Origin of the sequence: Lederbergia wuyishanensis (assembly GCF_022900255.1) — a bacterium.
In the GTDB taxonomy this organism is placed as follows: domain Bacteria; phylum Bacillota; class Bacilli; order Bacillales; family Bacillaceae_C; genus Lederbergia; species Lederbergia wuyishanensis.
Map to the genome: position 1 here is coordinate 356,999 of NZ_JALIRM010000001.1, position 20,341 is coordinate 377,339.

Consider the following 20,341-nt stretch of genomic DNA (forward strand, 5'->3'; position numbering starts at 1 on the left):
TGAGAAGGATACTGCTCAATGCTGATGTTATAATCGGCGATATTTTTGGGATTAGTGTACCCTCTTGCCTTATGGCAGGAGGGTTTTTTACTTTGTACTCAAGAGGTGAAAACAGTGGTTCAAAAAACAATTGTTTTAGATGACAAAGCAATTCAAAGAGCACTTACTCGTATAGCACATGAGATTATTGAACGAAATAAAGGTATTAGCGAATGTATCCTGGTTGGAATTAAAACGAGAGGGATATATCTTGCAAACAGATTAGCAAAACGTATTGAAAAGATTGAAGGACAACCAATTTCAGTTGGGGAACTTGATATTACGTTATATCGAGATGATTTAACAATAAAAACAAAAGATGCCGAACCTGAAGTAAAAGGTTCGCATCTACCAACAGATATCAAAAATAAAAAAGTTATTTTAGTGGATGATGTTTTGTATACAGGCAGAACTGTGCGGGCAGCGATGGATGCCCTTGTGGATTTTGGTAGACCATCCGCAATTCAGCTTGCAGTTCTAGTTGACAGAGGACATAGAGAATTGCCCATCCGAGCAGATTTTATTGGGAAAAATATTCCTACCTCAAGTCAAGAAAGAGTGATCGTTGAACTAGCAGAATCTGATGGCTGTGATCAAGTAAGCATTTATAAAAACGAATAATTCCCTTTTAAAAATAGTCCTGTGAGGCTGGCAAAGGGAGGTTGCATGAAGCTGTGCTTAGCTTCTTCTTTACTGTACCCCTCTTTGTCAAAATCAGACTTAGAGGGGTTTTTATTTTGAAAAATGGAGGCAGAACGCATGAAACAACACCTTGTGTCGATGAACGATTTATCCACGGAAGAAATAATGGATATCTTAAAAATGGCTGAGTCATTTGAAAATGGCGAACAATGGTCTCCAAGTAAAAAAACATTTGCTGCAAATTTATTTTTTGAACCAAGTACTAGAACGAAAACGAGTTTTGAAGTAGCAGAACGCAAACTAGGTTTAGATGTTATCCCTTTTGAATCAGGATCATCCAGTTTGCTAAAAGGTGAATCTTTATATGACACCGTCAAAACACTAGAATCGATTGGAATTGATGTTGCGGTAATTAGACACGAAAAAGACAATTACTACGATGAGTTAATCAATAAGGTAAATCTGAGAATTATTAACGGCGGAGACGGATGCGGCCAACACCCAACACAGTCCCTATTGGACCTCTATACAATCAAGCAAGAATTTGGAGCTTTTGAAGGTTTGAAGGTTGCCATTGTTGGTGACTTAAGACATAGCAGAGTGGCAAAATCAAATCGAGATGCATTAAAATCGCTTGGAGCAGACGTTATTTTTTCTGGACCTTCAGAATGGTTTATTGATTCAGCTGATGCTAAATGTAATTTTAATCTCGATGAAGTGGTCGAAACAGTTGATGTCTTAATGCTACTAAGGATTCAACATGAACGCCACTTTAGCTTGACTGCCATCTCGGCTGATCAATATCATCAAAAATTTGGTCTTACTGAAGAAAGAGAGAAAAGGATGAAAAACACAAGTATCATTATGCATCCTGCTCCTGTAAATAGAAATGTAGAAATTGCTGATAGTCTAGTAGAATGCGAACGTTCAAGAATCTTCAAGCAGATGGAAAATGGCGTATATATTCGAATGGCTGTATTGAAAAAATTATTAGAACAATAGGGGGATGAAAAAATGAATTGGCTCATTAAAAATGCTCTTTCAATTGATGGAACATTAACGGATCTTCGAATAAAAGATGGAAAAATTGCTGAAATAGGTGAAAGTCTTGTAAATCATGGTGAAGAAGAATTCAATGCAAAAGGATTAACAATAGCACCTGGTTTTGTAGATCTACATATTCACTTACGGGAACCCGGCGGCGAACACAAAGAGACGATTGAAACAGGTACTCTTGCTGCTGCAAAAGGCGGATTTACAGCAGTTGCCGCAATGCCTAATACAAAACCTGTGCCAGACAACGCCGAACAAATGAGATGGATAGTGAATGAATGTAAAAAACGAGGCTTTGTAAAGGTACTGCCATATGCTGCGATTACGAAAAATCAAGAAGGTAAAGAGCTTGTTGATTTTGCGGCATTAAAAGAAGCTGGAGCATTTGCTTTTACGGATGATGGAGTAGGTGTTCAAACGGCGTCAATGATGTATGAGGCGATGCAAAAAGCAGCTGAACTTGATATGGCAATCGTTGCTCATTGTGAAGACAATTCATTAATTTATGGTGGAGCTATCCATGAAGGCACATATTCGGAGAAATCTGGAATACCTGGTATCCCTTCAATTTGCGAGTCAGTTCATATAGCTAGAGATGTTCTTCTTGCCGAAGCAGCAGGCTGCCATTATCACGTTTGTCATATAAGTACGAAAGAATCAGTAAGAGCTGTAAGAGATGCCAAACGAGCAGGTATTCGTGTAACAGCCGAAGTTTCACCACATCATTTACTTCTTTCAGATGAAGATATTCTTGTTGAAGATACCAACTTTAAAATGAACCCTCCATTAAGAGGAATTGATGATCGAGAAGCACTAATTGAAGGCCTCCTAGACGGAACAATTGATTTTATTGCTACAGATCATGCGCCTCATGCTGCTGAAGAGAAAGCAAAGGGTATGAAATTAGCACCATTTGGAATCGTTGGATTAGAAACAGCATTTCCTCTTTTAAATACACATTTTGTAGGAAAGGGAATTTGCACATTAGAACAGTTAGTAGATTGGCTGACAGTTATTCCGTCAAAAACATTTGGACTTAAAAGTGGAACATTGGAAATTGGACAAGATGCAAATATAACATTGCTTGATTTAAATCTTGTGAAAGAAATTAACCCTGAAAACTTTGCGTCAAAAGGAAAAAATACCCCTTTTGGCGGATGGAATTGTAAAGGATGGCCAGTAGCAACTTTTGTAAATGGCAAATTAATTTGGTCTGAAGGGAATGAAGGACGATGAAACGGAAATTAGTACTTGAAGATGGAACTATCTTTGTTGGCGAAGCTTTCGGTAGTGAAGTTGATTCAATTGGTGAGGTCGTATTCCATACAGGAATGGCTGGTTACCAAGAAGTGATCTCTGATCCTTCGAATTACGGGCAAATTATTACATTTAGTTATCCATTAATCGGAAATTATGGCATCAATCGTGATGATTTTGAAAGCATTCAACCTGTCATTAAAGGAGTCGTCGTAAAAGAAGCAAGTGAGTTCCCTTCAAATTGGCGGAGTAATATGTCCCTAGACGAATTTTTAAAATTAAAGAATATACCTGGTATTGCAGGAATTGATACAAGAATGTTAACTAGATTAATAAGAGATAAAGGGACATTGAAAGGTGCGATATGTGGATCTGAAGAGGATACAGATGCAATCCTCTCACAATTGCGATTCGATAATCATTCTCATAATGCAGTTAAAAAAGTGTCAGTAACAAAGCCATTCCCAAGCCCAGGTCGTGGAAACAGTGTAGTCGTAATGGATTTTGGAGTCAAACACGGAATACTGCGAGAATTAACAGAGCGAGGTTGCGATATCAAAGTAGTTCCATATCACACGTCTGCAGAAGAAATCATTTCACTAAAACCTGATGGAGTTTTGCTTTCTAATGGGCCAGGAAATCCCCAAGATATACAAGAAGTTTGTGAAATTATTAAGGAGATACAACAACATTTTCCACTTTTCGGGATTGGTCTAGGACATCAATTATTTGCACTTGCAAATGGCTGTAAAATCGAGAAAATGGTTTCTGGACATCGAGGATCAAGTTATCCAGTCAAGGAGCTAGAGTCGGGTAAAATTATATTCACTTCTCAAAATCATGGATATGAAGTAGTTGAATCATCTATTGATTCCGAGGTTCTAACGATTACACACAAAGCGTTAAATGGCGGGTCAATTGAGGGAATCAAGCATAATCAATTCCCAGCATTTTCACTTCAATATGAACCAGAAGCATCACCAGGATCAGAGGATGGAAAAAAAGCATTTGATCAATTTTTAAAAATCATGAATGAACAAAATGGAAGGGTGGAGCAACATGCCAAAACGTACTGATATAGAAAGTATTTTAGTAATTGGGTCAGGACCAATCGTCATAGGACAAGCAGCAGAATTTGATTACGCAGGAACTCAGGCATGTCTAGCTTTGAAAGAAGAAGGTTATCGGGTCATCTTAATCAATTCGAATCCAGCCACAATAATGACTGATACTGAAATTGCAGATGCTGTATATATAGAGCCTATTACATTAGAGTTTGTATCAAGAATCATCCGTAAAGAAAGACCGGATGCCATCCTTCCTACATTAGGCGGACAAACAGGATTAAATATGGCAATGCAACTTGCAAAAGCAGGTGTTTTAGAAGAATGTAACGTAGAAATTCTTGGAACGAGGTTATCAGCCATTGAACAAGCTGAAGACCGTGATCAGTTTAGAGAACTAATGAATATGTTGAACGAACCTGTCCCTGACAGCGATATTGTTCATACACTTGAAGAAGCAATAGCTTTTACAGAGCAAGTAGGATTCCCAATTATCGTACGTCCCGCTTATACATTGGGTGGAACAGGCGGGGGTATTTGTGAAAATCTTGATGAATTAAAAGAAATTGTAACGAGTGGATTAAAAAATAGCCCGGTTGGACAATGTTTAATAGAAAAAAGTATTGCAGGATTTAAAGAAATAGAATTCGAAGTAATGCGTGACAGCAATGATAATGCGATTGTTGTATGTAATATGGAAAACGTTGATCCTGTAGGGATACATACAGGTGATTCAATTGTAGTGGCTCCATGTCAAACATTGAGTGATAGAGAAGTTCAGATGATGAGAAATGCATCGCTTAAAATAATTCGTGCGCTTGGAATTGAAGGTGGATGTAATGTACAGCTCGCGCTTGATCCTTATAGCTTTAATTACTACCTAATTGAAGTAAATCCGCGTGTAAGCCGTTCTTCTGCACTTGCATCAAAAGCTACTGGTTTTCCAATTGCTAAGCTAGCAGCAAAAATTGCAGCGGGCTATACATTAGATGAAATTATGAACCCTGTAACGGGGAAAACATATGCTTGCTTTGAACCAGGAATTGACTATGTTGTATGTAAAATTCCGAGATGGCCATTTGATAAATTTGAATCTGCTAATCGTAGACTTGGAACGCAAATGAAGGCAACAGGTGAAGTGATGGCTATCGGACGTACTTTTGAGGAATCATTATTAAAAGCAGTCAGATCCCTGGAAAGCAATGTATTCCATTTGGCACACCCAGACGGAGGTCAGTATGATCTAGATTTCCTACAGACACAGATTGCAAAAGCAACAGATGAACGCTTGTTTTATATAGGAGATGCGTTAAGACAAGGAATTTCCATCGAAGAAATTCATGAATGGAGTAAAATTGACCTTTTCTTCTTATTTAAAATGGAAAAGATCATAAAACTGGAAGAGAGTTTAAGAGAACAACCATTTAATGTTGAACTAGGAAGAAAAGCAAAAGAATTCGGTTTTTCAGATAAAACGGTAGCTAAATTATGGGAAGCTGATGAAAAAACAGTATATGACTGGCGCAATAAGAATGGAATTATTCCAGTTTATAAAAAAGTAGACACTTGCGCAGGTGAATTTGAATCAGATACACCATATTTTTACGGAACATATGAAACGGAAAATGAATCGATCAAAACGGATAAAAAGAGCGTAGTTGTAATTGGATCTGGCCCAATAAGGATTGGGCAAGGGATTGAATTTGATTATGCGACTGTTCATAGCGTATGGGCGATTCAAGAAGCTGGATATGAAGCGATTATTATCAACAGCAACCCTGAGACTGTATCTACAGACTTCAGTATTTCAGATAAGCTATACTTCGAGCCGCTTACGATTGAAGATGTTATGCATATTATCGATTTGGAGCAGCCAGAAGGGGTTGTTGTCCAGTTCGGTGGTCAAACAGCTATTAACCTAGCTGGAGCACTCGAAGAAAGAGGAGTAAAAATCCTTGGTACATCGCTTGAAAGCTTAGATCGAGCTGAAAATAGAAATAAGTTTGAACATGCATTATCACAACTAGAAATTCCACAGCCGAAAGGAAAAACAGCTTTCTCTGTGGAAGAAGCAGTGAAAATAGCAACAGAAATTGGTTACCCAGTGTTAGTTAGACCTTCCTATGTACTAGGTGGTCGAGCGATGGAAATTGTCTATGAAGAATCTGAACTGCTTCATTACATGGATAATGCTGTAAAAGTAAATCCAGATCAACCGGTGCTAGTGGATCGCTATTTAGTAGGGAAAGAAATTGAGGTAGACGCAATTTCAGACGGAGAAAATGTGCTTATTCCTGGAATTATGGAACATATTGAAAGAGCAGGGGTCCATTCAGGAGACTCGATTGCAGTGTATCCACCTCAAAATATTAGTGAAGAAATGAAAGAAAAAATTGTTGACTATACGATTCGACTTGCGAAAGGTCTTGAAATTATTGGACTTTTAAATATCCAATATGTTATTTCTCAAAATGAATTATATGTTATTGAGGTAAACCCACGTTCAAGTCGGACTGTACCATTTTTAAGCAAAATAACAGGGATTCCAATGGCAAATGTAGCTACGAAAGTGATTCTTGGTGAATCTTTACAGTCATTAGGTTATGAAACTGGAATTGCTCCAGAACAAAAAGGTGTTTATGTGAAAGTACCGGTATTCTCCTTTGCCAAGCTAAGAAGAGTGGATATTACGCTCGGACCTGAAATGAAATCAACAGGTGAAGTAATGGGTAAAGATAAAACGATGGAAAAAGCTCTTTATAAGGGCCTTGTTGCATCCGGTATGAACATTAAGACATACGGTACTGTTTTAATAACAGTTGCTGATAAAGATAAAAATGAAGCGCTAGAGCTTGCGAAAAGATTCTCTGCAATCGGTTATCGCATTATTGCAACGAGCGGAACAGCTTCAATCATTGAAAAAGCAGGAATAAAAGTCGAAGTCGTTGATAAAATTGGCTCAACTGGTCCAACACTTATAGATGTGATAAGGCAAGGAAAAGCACAAATTGTCATCAATACTTTAACAAAGGGTAAGCAACCAGAACGAGATGGATTTAGAATTAGACGTGAATCTGTTGAAAATGGCGTGGCTTGTCTAACATCACTTGATACCGCAGAAGCGATCCTTGGGGTACTTGAATCAATGGTCTTCTCTGCAGAGGCAATGGGAAAAGGGGAAGTTGAGCTGAAAGAGGCGATGTATAAATGATTCATCAAGAAAAAATGCTAGTCGTCTCCCAAAAACAAATTGCGAAAGACATTTTCGAATTGACATTACAAGGGAATCTAGTAAAAGAAATGGAGGAGCCAGGGCAATTTGTTCATATTAGAACAAACCCTGGGCTCGACCCCCTTTTGCGTAGACCGATTAGTATTGCTTCAATTGAAAAAGATAAGAATCAATTTACTGTTATATATCGATCCGAAGGAAAAGGAACGAGACTTCTTTCTCAAAATATCGAAGGCAACGAAGTAGATGTTTTAGGTCCGCTTGGTAATGGTTTTCCAGTTGACGAAATTAATTCTGGTGAAACTGCCTTACTTATAGGAGGAGGCATTGGGGTTCCACCATTATATGAACTTGCAAAACAGTTAAACAAGCAAGGTACGAAAACTATTCATATACTTGGTTTTGAAACGGCTGAGAAGTCATTTTATGAAAATAAATTCTCTGAACTAGGTGAAACTTTCATTGCGACAGTAGATGGTTCTCTTGGTACCTCAGGCTTTGTTACGAATGTCCTAGATGAAAATGAGATACATTTTGACGTACTCTATTCTTGTGGTCCAACTCCAATGCTTAAGGCATTAGAAGAACGATTTCATGGAAGAAAGGCCTACCTATCACTTGAGCAGAGAATGGGATGCGGAATTGGAGCTTGCTTTGCCTGTGTCTGTCATGTTGCTGATGATTCAACAGGTTCAAAATACGTAAAAATATGCAGTGATGGGCCAGTTTTTCCTATCGGGAAGGTGGTTTTAACATGAACCGACTACAAATAGAATTACCAGGTTTGTCACTGAAAAACCCGATTATGCCAGCTTCAGGCTGTTTCGGATTCGGAAAAGAGTATAGCCAATTTTACGATTTATCCGTTTTAGGGGCTATCATGATCAAAGCAACTACGTTAGAACCAAGATATGGAAACCCGACACCTCGAGTAGCAGAGACTTCAGCAGGTATGTTGAATGCCATCGGATTGCAAAATCCTGGGTTAGAAGGCGTTTTGGCAAATGAGCTTCCATGGCTTGAACAATTTGATGTTCCTATTATCGCTAATGTAGCAGGCTCAGAAACTGAAGATTATGTGGAAGTAGCGGAAAAAATATCTGTTGCTCCTAATGTGAAAGCTTTAGAATTAAACATCTCATGCCCTAATGTGAAAAAAGGTGGAATTGCATTTGGAACGATACCTGAAGTAGCAGCAGAATTAACAAAAAGAGTAAAGGAAGTTTCCTCTGTACCGGTTTATGTAAAATTATCTCCCAATGTTGCTGATATTGTCGGGATGGCTCAAGCAGTTGAAGAAGCTGGAGCTGATGGTCTAACAATGATTAATACTTTACTTGGCATGCGCCTTGATATTAAAACAGGAAAGCCTATATTAGCTAATAAAAGCGGTGGATTATCAGGTCCTGCGATTAAACCTGTTGCTATTAGAATGATTTACGAAGTGAGCCAGAAAGTGAATATTCCGATTATCGGTATGGGTGGAATAGAATCGACTGATGATGTCATTGAGTATTTTTATGCTGGTGCAAGTGCCGTCGCTGTTGGAACGATGAATTTTACGGACCCATTTATTTGTCCGAGGATTATCAAAGAACTTCCTGGTAAGCTTGATGAACTTAAAGTAACGCATATTAGTGAATTAACCGGAAGGAGTTGGAAAATGTATGGTGCAAAAGCCAATCATTGCTCTTGATTTTCCGGATAGGGTCTATGCTGAACAATTTTTAAATCAATTTCAAGATGAAAAACTATTTGTAAAGGTAGGAATGGAGTTATTCTACAAAGAAGGTACATCTTTTATTAATTGGTTGAAGTCAAAAGGACATTATATTTTCCTAGATTTAAAATTGCATGATATTCCGAATACCGTGTATAGTTCGATGAAAGTTTTGGCAGGTCTTGGTGTAGATATGGTTAACGTCCATGCTGCGGGCGGTTCCAAAATGATGGAATATGCACTTAAGGGATTAGAAGAAGGAACACCAAAAGAAATGGAAAGACCAAAACTGATTGCCGTCACTCAATTGACTAGTACGAGTGAAGAACAGATGCAGAGAGAACAATTGATAGATAGAAAATTAGAGGATTCAGTTATACATTATGCAAAACTTGCATTTAAGGCTGGCCTTGATGGAGTTGTCTGTTCTGCTCTTGAGGCAGGAGAAATTTCTGATGCTACGAATAAATCATTTTTAAAAGTTACTCCGGGAATTCGGATGATAGGAGATAACTCGCATGATCAATCAAGGATTGTAACACCATCCGACGCTAGAAAGCTAGGGTCTAACCATATTGTAGTAGGAAGGTCCATCACACAAGCTGAAAATCCTATGCAAGCTTATGAACGAGTGAAACATGAATGGGAGTTGAATTAAATGATGTCAGAAACAATTGCTGAACAACTACTAGAAATAGAAGCAGTATTTTTACGTCCAAATGATCCATTCACTTGGTCTTCCGGATTAAAATCACCAATATACTGTGATAATCGAATGACACTTTCATATCCAACATTAAGAAAAGATATTGCAAAAGGACTTGTAGATTTAATTAAAACAGAATTTCCTGATGTCGAGTTAATTGCTGGAACGGCAACAGCTGGGATTCCTCATGCGGCATGGATAAGTGATCTTTTAGAATTACCAATGTGCTACGTAAGATCGTCAGCAAAAAGCCACGGAAAAGGTAATCAAATTGAAGGAAAGATTTCAGAAGGGCAAAAAGCTGTTGTCATTGAGGATCTTATCTCAACTGGAGGAAGTGCGATTGCTGCAGCAGAAGCACTTCGTAATGCAGGCATTGAAGTTCTTGGAATTGTGTCCATTTTTACATATGAACTGGACAAAGGAAAGCAGCGAATGGAAGAAGCAAATATTAAAGCTGTTTCATTGACTAACTATAGCAACTTAATAAAAGTAGCTTTGAACAAAGGCATCATTGAAGAAAAAGACGTTGCTCTATTAGAAAGCTTTAGAGATAATCCGGAGACTTGGGGGAGCAAATATAAGTTGAGATAGAAGGAATCTGGGACATAACTAAAACAATCCAACCTAAAGTCGAACAATGATCTAACTAAGCGAAGTATATTTCTGGAGCGGGTATATACACTAATCAACCTAATGTTCGGATTTATCTTTGTCGAAATAGTTATGTCCCGATCTCTTTTATGAAAAATATTAGTAATATTGAATCCCTTAAATGTAAAGTGCAGGTAGAAAGTTAAAAACTCAGAATTTCTCTGAGTTTTTTTCCGGTTTATATTCCTAATTAATTGTTGAATACAAAACTAATAATTATGTTATTTGCAATTTTCTCTCCTAAAACGAAACCAGTTTCTGCTAACCTAGTAACTCTATTGGCTGAAGCAGGATGTGTGAGTATCCTGCCTTAATACAGGGAAAGGGAGACCACATAGGTCTTATAAGCACCTAGGAGGCTCCCCGGTACCACCCATGGAAAGCGGGCGTTTGAAGTACAAATCTACAGTGTTGAATATTGTTATTATTATTAAAGAGGAATTTTTGGTACCTTCAGTTAAGGCAAAATAGTTATTTTGTTTTTAGCTTCTAAATTAACTTCTCTGCATTTCCTTTACACTATCCTCATCAGGTGTAACATAAACCGTCTGCTGATTATCATAGATAACAAATCCAGGCTTAGAACCATTAGGTTTTTTCACATGTCTTATTTTAGTAAAATCTACTGGTACAGAAGCTGAGTTTTTTGCTTTGCTAAAATATGCTGCTAATATAGCGGCTTCGTTAATGGTTTCAACCGACGGATCTTTGCTGCGGATGACGACATGAGATCCAGGGATATCTTTCGTATGAAGCCATATTTCGTCTCGACCAGCTAGTTTATTTGTTAAATAATCATTTTGTTTATTGTTTTTTCCTACAAGTATTTCCGTACCATCTGCTGATTCATATCGATCAATCACAGGTTTTGCGTTCGGATTTTTTCTTTGACCTTTTTTATTTCGCAGCCTTAAATAGCCTTGTTCTGCAAGTTCCTCACGAATTTCTTCGATATCTCTTGCCCGTGCAGAAGTTAGTTGTTGCAGTAATCCATCAAAATAGTTAATTTCATCTTTTGCTTTTTCAATTTGTTCCTTTACTACTTGAACAGAGTTTTTCGCTTTTTGATATTTTGTATAATAGCTTTGTGCGTTTTCGGATGGACTCTTTCTCGGATCTAGCACGATTGTCATTTGTCCGCCATTTTCATCATAATAATTGATAACAGTAATATCTTTCATACCTCTTTTAACTAGATGCATATTTGCTGTTAATAATTCTCCAAGCAATTGATATTCATCTGCTTTTTCTGCAGCTTCTAACGTCGCTTTCAGTTTTTTCACTTTCGTTTCGTTCTTAGTCTTTTCGTTTTTCATTAATCGCTCAAGATCAAATGCTTGCTGCTTTACACGATCGCGATCAGCTTTACCGAAATAAAAACGGTCAAGCATTTCACTAAGAGATGAAAACTTTTTAATTTCTCCTTTTATATGTGTTAAAGGAAATAAATAAAAATGTTCTTTTTCGTCTTCAACCGTAATAGAAGGCTCATATTGATGATTTTTTAACTGCTCCATCAGCAGAACAAATGACTTAGGAACAGTCACCCTATTAGCAAGTGCAGCCTTAAAAATTAATTCTTTTGCCAAAATAGGAGAAAAGCCAGAAAACTTTTCGACAATTTGTTTATCAAGCTTCCCACTGTTAAAATCAATTTTTTTCAGGACATCCTCTTCTGTGGCTGAGAGAGGATTTACTTTATCTTGTTCTGGTGGATAAATATAAGAAGAACCAGGTAGTATTGTTCGATAACTATTTAAAGCCGTGGGTATATGCTTAATACTATCGATAATTTTTTCTTTTTCTTTATCAACTAAAATAATATTGCTATGCCTGCCCATTATTTCAACAATTAATTGTTTATAAGATTCATCACCAAGCTCATCTCGGCCTCGAATTTCAAATATGATAATCCGATCCATATTAACTTGTTTAATATCTTGAATAATTGCTCCTTCCAAATGCTTTCTTAATATCATGCAAAACATCGGAGGCTCAGTTGGATTGTCAAAAGTGTCACCAGTTATTTGTACTCTTGCATAACTTGGGTGAGAAGAAATCAGGAGTTTATGATTTTGTCTTCCAGCTCTTACGGCCATAACTAATTCATTTTTATAAGGTTGGTGAATTTTACTGATTCTTCCTCCCATAAGTTCGGATTTTAATTCATTCACCATCGCTCTTGTAAAAAAACCATCAAAAGGCATTTAAAACATCCTCTTCCTATGTAAATTCGTTCATTTCTTTTCAATTAACGAAAATTATATCATGAAACACCATAACACTGAATAAACTTCCTACTATAATAGGACAACTTCTGTTTGTCGAGGAGGAAGAGAGTGATGGCCGCGTGTTGTATCATGGGATGAAAGAAACCGAAGTGGAACAGACTTTAAATACAAGCATAAAAAAAGGACTATCAGAAAAAGCAATCGAAGCGCGCAGAAAACGGTTTGGATGGAATGAATTATCAGAGGGGGAAAAACAATCAGCTCTCCTTCTATTTTTTAGTCAGTTTAAAGATTTCATGGTCCTCGTTTTACTTGGCGCTACCCTTCTTTCTGGACTTCTTGGTGAATATGTTGACGCCATCGCCATTATGGCGATTGTCCTTATCAATGGGTTGTTAGGATTTTTTCAAGAAAGAAAAGCAGAAAAATCTTTGCAAGCATTAAAAAATTTATCAGCACCTCAAGTGAATGTATTAAGAGACGGTAAATGGATGAAGATTAATTCTCGCGAAGTAGTCCCAGGAGATATTTTAAAATTCTCAAGTGGTGATCGAATGGGAGCGGATGTAAGAATTATCGTTGCCAATAACTTGGAAATTGAAGAATCTGCTCTAACTGGAGAATCGATTCCAACAGCTAAAAATACGGATTCAATAGATGAGGAATCTCCTAATTTAGGAGATATGAATAATATGGCTTTTATGGGGACACTTGTCACTCGAGGTAATGGAATAGGAATCGTTACTTCAACGGGAATGTCGACTGCAATGGGTAAAATTGCCGATATGATACAGACAACTACCTCCGTAATGACTCCATTACAAAGAAGATTAGAGCAATTAGGGAAAATATTAATAACCGTAGCATTATTTCTTACATTGCTTGTTGTTGCTGCGGGTATCACGCACGGACATGATGTTTATACAATGTTCCTTGCTGGAGTTTCGTTAGCGGTAGCTGCTATTCCAGAGGGGCTGCCAGCAATCGTTACCGTTGCTTTATCCCTCGGCGTGCAAAGAATGATCAAAAAAAAGGCGATTGTACGCAAGCTTCCAGCAGTAGAAACTTTAGGATGTGCTTCTGTAATATGTTCTGATAAAACGGGTACAATGACTTTAAATAAAATGACCGTTACTCATCTTTGGAGTGGAGGAAAAACTTGGCTTGTAAAAGGTCATAATGATGAAAATAAAGGAACATTTTATGAAAATGAAAAACTCATCGACCCACAGAAAGAAAAATCAGTTTCTCAACTTCTAACTTTTGGCGTCCTTTGTAATGATACAGAGCTGGTGATTCAAGATAATACTTTGGCAATTGATGGCGATCCTACTGAAGGTGCCCTTCTTTTTGCAGCGTTGAAGGCTAATATGCATAAGGAAGAATTGACAAAGCAATTTAAGATAGAAAAAGAGTTTCCGTTCGATTCTTCGAGAAAAATGATGACTGTAATTGTAACTGATGGAAATGGAAAAAGATTTTCAATTACAAAAGGAGCGCCTGACGTTTTAATCGAAAAGTGTGAATCTATTTTATGGGAAGGAAAACAGCGTATATTAAACGCTCAACTTGTAATAGAAACGAAGGAGGCGGTAGATAATCTCGCAGCTCAAGCGTTGAGAACAATTGCGATTGCCTTCAAACCACTACACTCGAACACAATCCCACAAAAGGAAGAGGAAGTTGAAAAAGGATTAACATTTATTGGACTTCAAGGAATGATTGACCCACCTCGTCCTGAAGTAAAAGCAGCTGTTGCGGAATGCAAAACAGCAGGTATTAAAACGGTCATGATTACGGGAGATCATAAAGCGACTGCATGTGCCATCGCGGAACAGCTTGGAATTCTTGAACATAAAAATCAAGTGATGGATGGACAGCTCTTAAATGAATTATCTGTTGAAGAATTAGAAAACGTCGTAGAGGATATCGCCGTTTTTGCTAGGGTTACTCCAGAACACAAATTAAAAATTGTGAAAGCTTTTCAAAATCGAGGACATGTTGTGGCTATGACAGGGGATGGTATAAATGATGCACCTGCCATAAAAGCGGCTGATATAGGGATTGCGATGGGAATTACAGGTACAGACGTAGCAAAAGAGGCATCTTCTCTTATATTACTAGATGATAATTTCGCGACGATTAAAGCCGCCATTAAAGAAGGACGCAATATATATGAGAATATACGAAAATTTATTCGCTATTTACTTGCATCAAACGTTGGTGAAATTCTAGTTATGCTCTTTGCAATGCTTATGTCTCTGCCATTACCGCTCGTTCCAATTCAAATACTTTGGGTTAATCTTGTCACAGATGGATTGCCAGCGATGGCATTGGGCTTAGATCAACCTGAAGAAAATGTGATGAAACGAAAACCAAGGCATGTAAAAGAAGGGGTATTTGCTCGTGGATTAGGTTGGAAAATCATTTCAAGGGGTTTTCTTATTGGGATTGCCACTTTAATTGCGTTTATAATCATCTACCATCGTAACCCTAATGATCTCCCTTATGCTCAAACGGTCGCTTTTGCAACACTTGTCTTGGCTCAACTAATCCATGTATTCGATTGTAGAAGTGAAATTTCCGTTTTTTCAAGAAATCCTTTTGAAAATAAATATTTAGTTTGGTCTGTTATTTCCTCAGCTGCCCTTATGGTTTCAGTTATATATGTACCGCTATTTCAACCTATCTTTCACACAGTATCTATAGCAGCAAATGATTGGCTCTTAATTATCGGAATGAGTGCTTTACCAACTTTTTTACTAGCCGGATCATTTTTTATAAGAAAAAAGAAATAACTTATGATATAATTCTAAAGGTGATAGAGCATACTCTATTGCCTTTTCTTTTAGATTGTAAAAAAATATAGAAAATAGTATAAAAATAAAGAAAAAAACCGATAGTTGGATTGGGGGAGCAATATGGCTATTAAGCTCTTGAACATAGGTTTTGGAAATATCGTTTCTGCAAATCGAATTATTTCAATTGTACGTCCTGAATCTGCACCAATTAAAAGGATCATACAAGATGCAAGGGATCGTGCTACTTTAATAGATGCTACTTATGGAAGACGGACAAGGGCCGTTATCATTATGGATAGTGAACATGTCATTCTTTCAGCAGTTCAGCCAGAAACGGTTGCTCAGCGTTTATTTGGGAAAGATGACAATGAGGAAGGGTAGGAACAACTTAAAATGAAAGAAAAAGGATTGCTGATTGTACTTTCCGGACCTTCAGGTGTTGGAAAAGGAACAGTGAGGCAGGCAATATTTTCTCGTCCAGGTGCCAAATTCGAATATTCTATTTCAATGACGACGAGAAAACCACGGGAAGGCGAAGTTGACGGCGTTGATTATTTTTTTAGAAGCCGTGAAGAATTTGAACAATTAATTAAAGAGGGTAAATTGTTGGAGTACGCAGAATATGTTGGAAATTATTATGGTACTCCTCTTGATTACGTAAATGAAACTCTTGAATCGGGTAAGGACGTTTTTCTAGAAATTGAGGTGCAAGGTGCTAAGCAAGTTCGTGAAAAAGTTCCAGAAGGTCTATTTATTTTTCTTATGCCGCCAAATCTTAATGAACTAGAAAGCAGGATTGTTGGAAGAGGAACAGAATCCGTAGATTTAATTCGTAATCGAATGGATGCTGCGAAAAGAGAAATTGAATTAATGAGCCTTTATGATTATATTGTTGAAAACGATCATGTCGATTTAGCTGTTGAGCGCATCAATGCCATCGTACTCGCTGAACATTGTCGCAGTGAGAGGGCGGCTTCGAAATACATAAAAATGCTGGAGGGTAAATAAATGCTATATCCATCAATTGATAAACTAATGAATTTCATTGACTCAAAATACTCACTTGTAACGATTGCTGCACGACGTGCGCGGAATTTTCAGGATGAAGAAAATCCAAAGCTAGATCACTATCGTTCACATAAATATGTTGGCAAAGCGCTTGAAGAAATTTATGGTGGTGCGATAAAAATTAAGGAATCAAACGAAGACAAATAATAACAAAATTCTCAATGGCAACCTACTCATGGTTGTCTTTTCTCTTTCTTTTGGACCATAATAATATTAATGAAGATAATTTGATGAGGGAGTAATAAAATGAGCGGAAAAAATATTTTATTATGCGTAAGTGGGGGAATTGCTGTCTATAAAGCTTGCACACTAACAAGCAAGCTTATACAAAATGGCTATAATGTAAAAGTAATCATGAGTGAATCAGCCACTAAATTTGTTTCTCCTCTTACCTTCCAAGCATTATCAAGAAACGAAGTATACACAGATACGTTTATTGAAAATAACCCTAAAGTGATTGCACATATAGATGTTGCAGATTGGGCTGATCTTGTAGTTGTTGCTCCTGCAACGGCCAATATGATCGGAAAACTTGCGAATGGAATTGCAGATGATATGATTTCTACTACTTTGCTTGCAACTACGGCACCTGTTTGGATTGCTCCTGCAATGAATGTCCATATGTATAGTCATCCTGCTGTTCAAAAAAACATAGATACGCTTTATAAATTTGGCCATCGTTTTATTGAGCCCGGAGAAGGTTATTTAGCTTGCGGCTATGTTGGCAAAGGAAGATTGGAAGAACCAGAGGCCATTGTAGAATTGATTCATGCACATTTTAGTCCTCAGTCTCTACCGCTAAATGGAAAAAGGTTTTTAATAACGGCAGGTCCAACTAAAGAAAAAATTGACCCTGTAAGGTATGTTACGAATCATTCTAGTGGAAAAATGGGATATGCACTTGCTGAGGAAGCAGCAAAGATGGGTGCTAAGGTTATTCTAGTTTCTGGTGCAGACAACATATCAGCTCCTGCTGGAGTCACGCTTGTCAAAATTGAAAGCGCGGAAGATATGTATAACGAAGTGATGAAATATTTTCCTGAAAGTGATGTCGTGATTAAAAGTGCTGCGGTTGCCGATTACCGACCAAGTCATGTTTATGATAAGAAAGTGAAGAAACAAGCAGGAAACCTAATGATAGAGTTCGAGAGAACAAAAGACATATTACAGGAATTGGGAAAAAATAAGGATCGTCAATTTCTTGTAGGTTTTGCAGCAGAAACGAATGATTTAGAAAAATATGCTCTGCAAAAGTTAGAAAGAAAAAACCTAGATATGATTGTTGGGAATAATATTCTTGAAGCGGGAGCAGGATTTTCAGGGGACACAAATATTGTAACGATTTTTCATAAAGATCACTCTGTGAAAAAACTTCCTTTATTAAGTAAACATGAAACGGCTAATGAAATTTTAGGAGAAATCATCCTCAAAATGGGAGATGACTAAAAATGAACATAGCTACTGTAATAGTAGACGTTCCTACACTTGGAACAGATAAAGAATTTGATTATCTTATTCCTGAAAAGTGGAAAGGAATCATTGAACGGGGAATGAGGGTAGCAGTTCCTTTTGGACCTAGAACGATACAAGGATTTGTCACAGGACTGAAAAGTAATAGTCCTTATAAAGACAAATTAAAGGAACTGAAAGAGCCACTAGATTTAACACCCGTTCTGAATAAAGAATTGCTTGAACTAGGAGAATGGTTAGCAACAGATACGCTTTCTTTTAAAATATCATGCTTTCAAGCGATGCTTCCTGCCGCTATGAAAGCAAAATACGAAAAAAGATTTCTACGAATTAATATGGAAGATAATCCTTTTCTGGATGATTTATTTGGTGGAAAAACAGAGATTACTTGGAAAAAGGCAGAAGAACGAAATATTCTTCCTGCCCTCCATGCTGAGATTAAATTGGGTAATGCAGAGGTTGTATATGATGTTAAAAGCCTTGCTAGGAAAAAAATGATAAAAGTCTACGAAACTATGATGGACAATGAAGAAATGCTAACATTGTTGAATTCTCTTCCTGCAAATGCAAGCAACCAAAAAATGATTCTTGAATACGTCTTAAAGCAGCAATCTGCACAATACACCGCAAAAGAACTAACAGACGCTGGGGCGCCCCAATCCTCTATTCACGGATTAGTTAAAAAGGGTGTCTTTACTGAAAAAAATGAAGAAGTATATCGTGATCCTTTTGAACATAAGCAATTTGATCGAACCGCACCATTCCTATTAACAAATGAGCAAAGAGAAGTGATTACACCAATATTAGATACGATTGAATCTAAAAAATATGAAACTTTTCTTTTATATGGTGTGACTGGTAGTGGGAAGACTGAAATATATTTACAATCCATTCAAAAAGTATTAGACAAAGGACAGGAAGCCATTGTTCTCGTCCCTGAAATCTCGCTTACACCTCAAATGGTTGATCGATTTAAAAGTAGATTTGGAAATGATGTAGCCGTTCTGCATAGTGGTCTATCAATTGGGGAGAAATACGATGAATGGAGAAAGGTACAAAGAAAAGAAGCTAGAGTTGTAGTCGGTGCCAGATCTGCAATATTTGCTCCTTTCGAAAATATAGGAATTATAATTATTGATGAAGAGCATGAGACAAGTTATAAACAAGAAGAACTTCCGCGATATCATGCTAGAGATGTTGCTATTTATCGAGCAAAATATCATCAATGCCCTGTAATACTAGGCAGTGCAACACCGGCCCTTGAGTCATTCGCAAGAGCACAAAAGAAGGTGTACCATCAACTTACCTTGTCCAAGAGGATGAATAATAAATCACTTCCTCCTGTTTCAATCATAGACATGCGTGAGGAAATGAGAGATGGAAATCGTTCCATGTTTTCTAGGGAATTGCATACTAAACTTGCTGACCGGCTGGAGAAAAAGGAGCAAACGATCTTATTCTTGAATAAAAGGGGCCACTCCTCCTTTATGATGTGTAGGGACTGTGGGTATGTAATGCAATGTCCTCATTGTGATATCTCGCTAACTTTTCATCGATATACAAATGAAATGAAATGTCATTACTGCGGCTTTAATACATTCGTTCCACACACATGTCCTGAATGTTCAAGCAACCATATACGCTACTTTGGTACAGGAACTCAAAAAGTAGAGGAAGAATTGTATAAAGTTTTCCCTGAGGCAAGAGTTGTTCGTATGGATGTTGATACAACAGGACGAAAGGGAGCACATGAAAAGCTTTTAGAGCATTTTCAATCAGGGAAAGCGGATATTTTGCTTGGAACTCAAATGATTGCAAAAGGATTAGATTTTCCCAATATTACGCTGGTTGGAGTTTTAAGTGCAGATACTATGCTTCATTTACCCGATTTTAGAGCAAGTGAAAAAACGTTTCAACTTCTAACTCAAGTGAGTGGCAGAGCAGGTCGGCATGAGTTAAATGGGGAAGTAGTTATTCAAACTTATACTCCAGAACATTACAGTATTGAATATGCAGGACAGCAAGATTATGATCGCTTCTATCAACAAGAAATGGTGATGCGCAAGGTCGGTTCTTATCCACCTTTTTATTATTTGACTCTTATTACAATAAGCCACGAAGATTTGATGAAAACAGTTTCGACGACGGAGAAGATTACAAAATATGTTCAATCGAGAATTTCTGATGAAGCAATTATTTTAGGTCCTGTTGCATCACCGATTCCTCGTATCAATAATAGATATCGTTATCAATGTTTGATAAAATACAAGCATGAACCAGAATTAAAACCAACATTACACAAAGTATTGGAACATTATCAACAGCAATTTATTAAAGAAGGTTTGACTATTTCGATAGATGTAAATCCTTATATGATGATGTAACTGAAAAGAAAAGAGTGAAT

The 20,341-nt window shown here is 37.3% G+C and carries 16 protein-coding genes; 15 read left to right on the plus strand and 1 reads right to left on the minus strand.

Going from position 1 to position 20,341, the window contains the following annotated elements; translation table 11 throughout:
* Positions 1-114: 114 nt before the first annotated feature.
* From pyrR to pyrE, 9 genes are all read left to right on the plus strand, one after another.
* Positions 115-660: a bifunctional pyr operon transcriptional regulator/uracil phosphoribosyltransferase PyrR gene (gene pyrR / locus MT489_RS01880; protein ID WP_244679811.1), complete on the plus strand. Its 546-nt coding sequence runs from the start codon at positions 115-117 to the stop codon at positions 658-660.
* A gap of 138 nt (positions 661-798) precedes the next feature.
* Positions 799-1,683 carry an aspartate carbamoyltransferase catalytic subunit gene (locus tag MT489_RS01885; protein WP_244679812.1) on the plus strand — a complete coding sequence of 295 codons (885 nt, stop codon included), beginning with the start codon at positions 799-801 and terminating at the stop codon, positions 1,681-1,683.
* A gap of 12 nt (positions 1,684-1,695) precedes the next feature.
* Positions 1,696-2,970 carry a dihydroorotase gene (locus tag MT489_RS01890; protein WP_244679813.1) on the plus strand — a complete coding sequence of 425 codons (1,275 nt, stop codon included), beginning with the start codon at positions 1,696-1,698 and terminating at the stop codon, positions 2,968-2,970.
* A complete protein-coding gene (locus MT489_RS01895) occupies positions 2,967-4,067 on the plus strand; it encodes a carbamoyl phosphate synthase small subunit (RefSeq protein WP_244679814.1) in 1,101 nt (366 codons plus the stop codon). The genes MT489_RS01890 and MT489_RS01895 overlap by 4 nt, the downstream gene beginning before the upstream one ends.
* Positions 4,051-7,266, plus strand: a complete 3,216-nt coding sequence (gene carB, locus MT489_RS01900) for a carbamoyl-phosphate synthase large subunit (protein WP_244679815.1) — start codon at positions 4,051-4,053, stop codon at positions 7,264-7,266. Before MT489_RS01895 ends, carB begins: the two co-directional genes overlap by 17 nt.
* Positions 7,263-8,045 carry a dihydroorotate dehydrogenase electron transfer subunit gene (locus tag MT489_RS01905; RefSeq protein ID WP_244679816.1) on the plus strand — a complete coding sequence of 261 codons (783 nt, stop codon included), beginning with the start codon at positions 7,263-7,265 and terminating at the stop codon, positions 8,043-8,045. Before carB ends, MT489_RS01905 begins: the two co-directional genes overlap by 4 nt.
* Positions 8,042-8,983: a dihydroorotate dehydrogenase gene (locus MT489_RS01910; protein WP_244679817.1), complete on the plus strand. Its 942-nt coding sequence runs from the start codon at positions 8,042-8,044 to the stop codon at positions 8,981-8,983. Before MT489_RS01905 ends, MT489_RS01910 begins: the two co-directional genes overlap by 4 nt.
* The gene (pyrF, locus tag MT489_RS01915) at positions 8,955-9,665 is read left to right on the plus strand and encodes an orotidine-5'-phosphate decarboxylase (RefSeq protein WP_244679818.1); all 711 of its coding nucleotides are present in this window, start codon (positions 8,955-8,957) and stop codon (positions 9,663-9,665) included. The genes MT489_RS01910 and pyrF overlap by 29 nt, the downstream gene beginning before the upstream one ends.
* Before the next feature lie 3 nt (positions 9,666-9,668).
* Positions 9,669-10,307: an orotate phosphoribosyltransferase gene (pyrE, locus tag MT489_RS01920; RefSeq protein WP_244680605.1), complete on the plus strand. Its 639-nt coding sequence runs from the start codon at positions 9,669-9,671 to the stop codon at positions 10,305-10,307.
* Positions 10,308-10,861: 554 nt separating this feature from the next.
* Here the strand turns inward: pyrE and MT489_RS01925 are convergent.
* On the minus strand, positions 10,862-12,574 hold the full coding sequence (locus MT489_RS01925; protein ID WP_244679819.1) for an Rqc2 family fibronectin-binding protein: 1,713 nt from the start codon (positions 12,572-12,574) through the stop codon (positions 10,862-10,864).
* A gap of 143 nt (positions 12,575-12,717) precedes the next feature.
* On the opposite strand from MT489_RS01925, the gene MT489_RS01930 reads away from it, so the two are divergent.
* The 6 genes from MT489_RS01930 (at position 12,718) to priA (ending at position 20,321) form a co-directional block, all read left to right on the plus strand.
* Positions 12,718-15,396 (plus strand): cation-translocating P-type ATPase, encoded by a 2,679-nt coding sequence (locus MT489_RS01930; protein WP_244679820.1) that lies wholly within the window; start codon positions 12,718-12,720, stop codon positions 15,394-15,396.
* Positions 15,397-15,519: 123 nt separating this feature from the next.
* Positions 15,520-15,780 carry an extracellular matrix/biofilm regulator RemA gene (gene remA / locus MT489_RS01935; RefSeq protein WP_244679821.1) on the plus strand — a complete coding sequence of 87 codons (261 nt, stop codon included), beginning with the start codon at positions 15,520-15,522 and terminating at the stop codon, positions 15,778-15,780.
* Between the two features lie 12 nt (positions 15,781-15,792).
* Positions 15,793-16,407, plus strand: coding sequence for a guanylate kinase (gene gmk / locus MT489_RS01940; RefSeq protein WP_244679822.1), 615 nt, complete (start codon positions 15,793-15,795; stop codon positions 16,405-16,407).
* On the plus strand, positions 16,408-16,614 hold the full coding sequence (gene rpoZ / locus MT489_RS01945; protein WP_244679823.1) for a DNA-directed RNA polymerase subunit omega: 207 nt from the start codon (positions 16,408-16,410) through the stop codon (positions 16,612-16,614).
* A 99-nt stretch (positions 16,615-16,713) separates the two neighbouring features.
* Positions 16,714-17,913 carry a bifunctional phosphopantothenoylcysteine decarboxylase/phosphopantothenate--cysteine ligase CoaBC gene (coaBC, locus tag MT489_RS01950; RefSeq protein ID WP_244679824.1) on the plus strand — a complete coding sequence of 400 codons (1,200 nt, stop codon included), beginning with the start codon at positions 16,714-16,716 and terminating at the stop codon, positions 17,911-17,913.
* A gap of 2 nt (positions 17,914-17,915) precedes the next feature.
* Positions 17,916-20,321: a primosomal protein N' gene (gene priA, locus MT489_RS01955; RefSeq protein WP_244679825.1), complete on the plus strand. Its 2,406-nt coding sequence runs from the start codon at positions 17,916-17,918 to the stop codon at positions 20,319-20,321.
* Positions 20,322-20,341 lie beyond the last annotated feature (20 nt).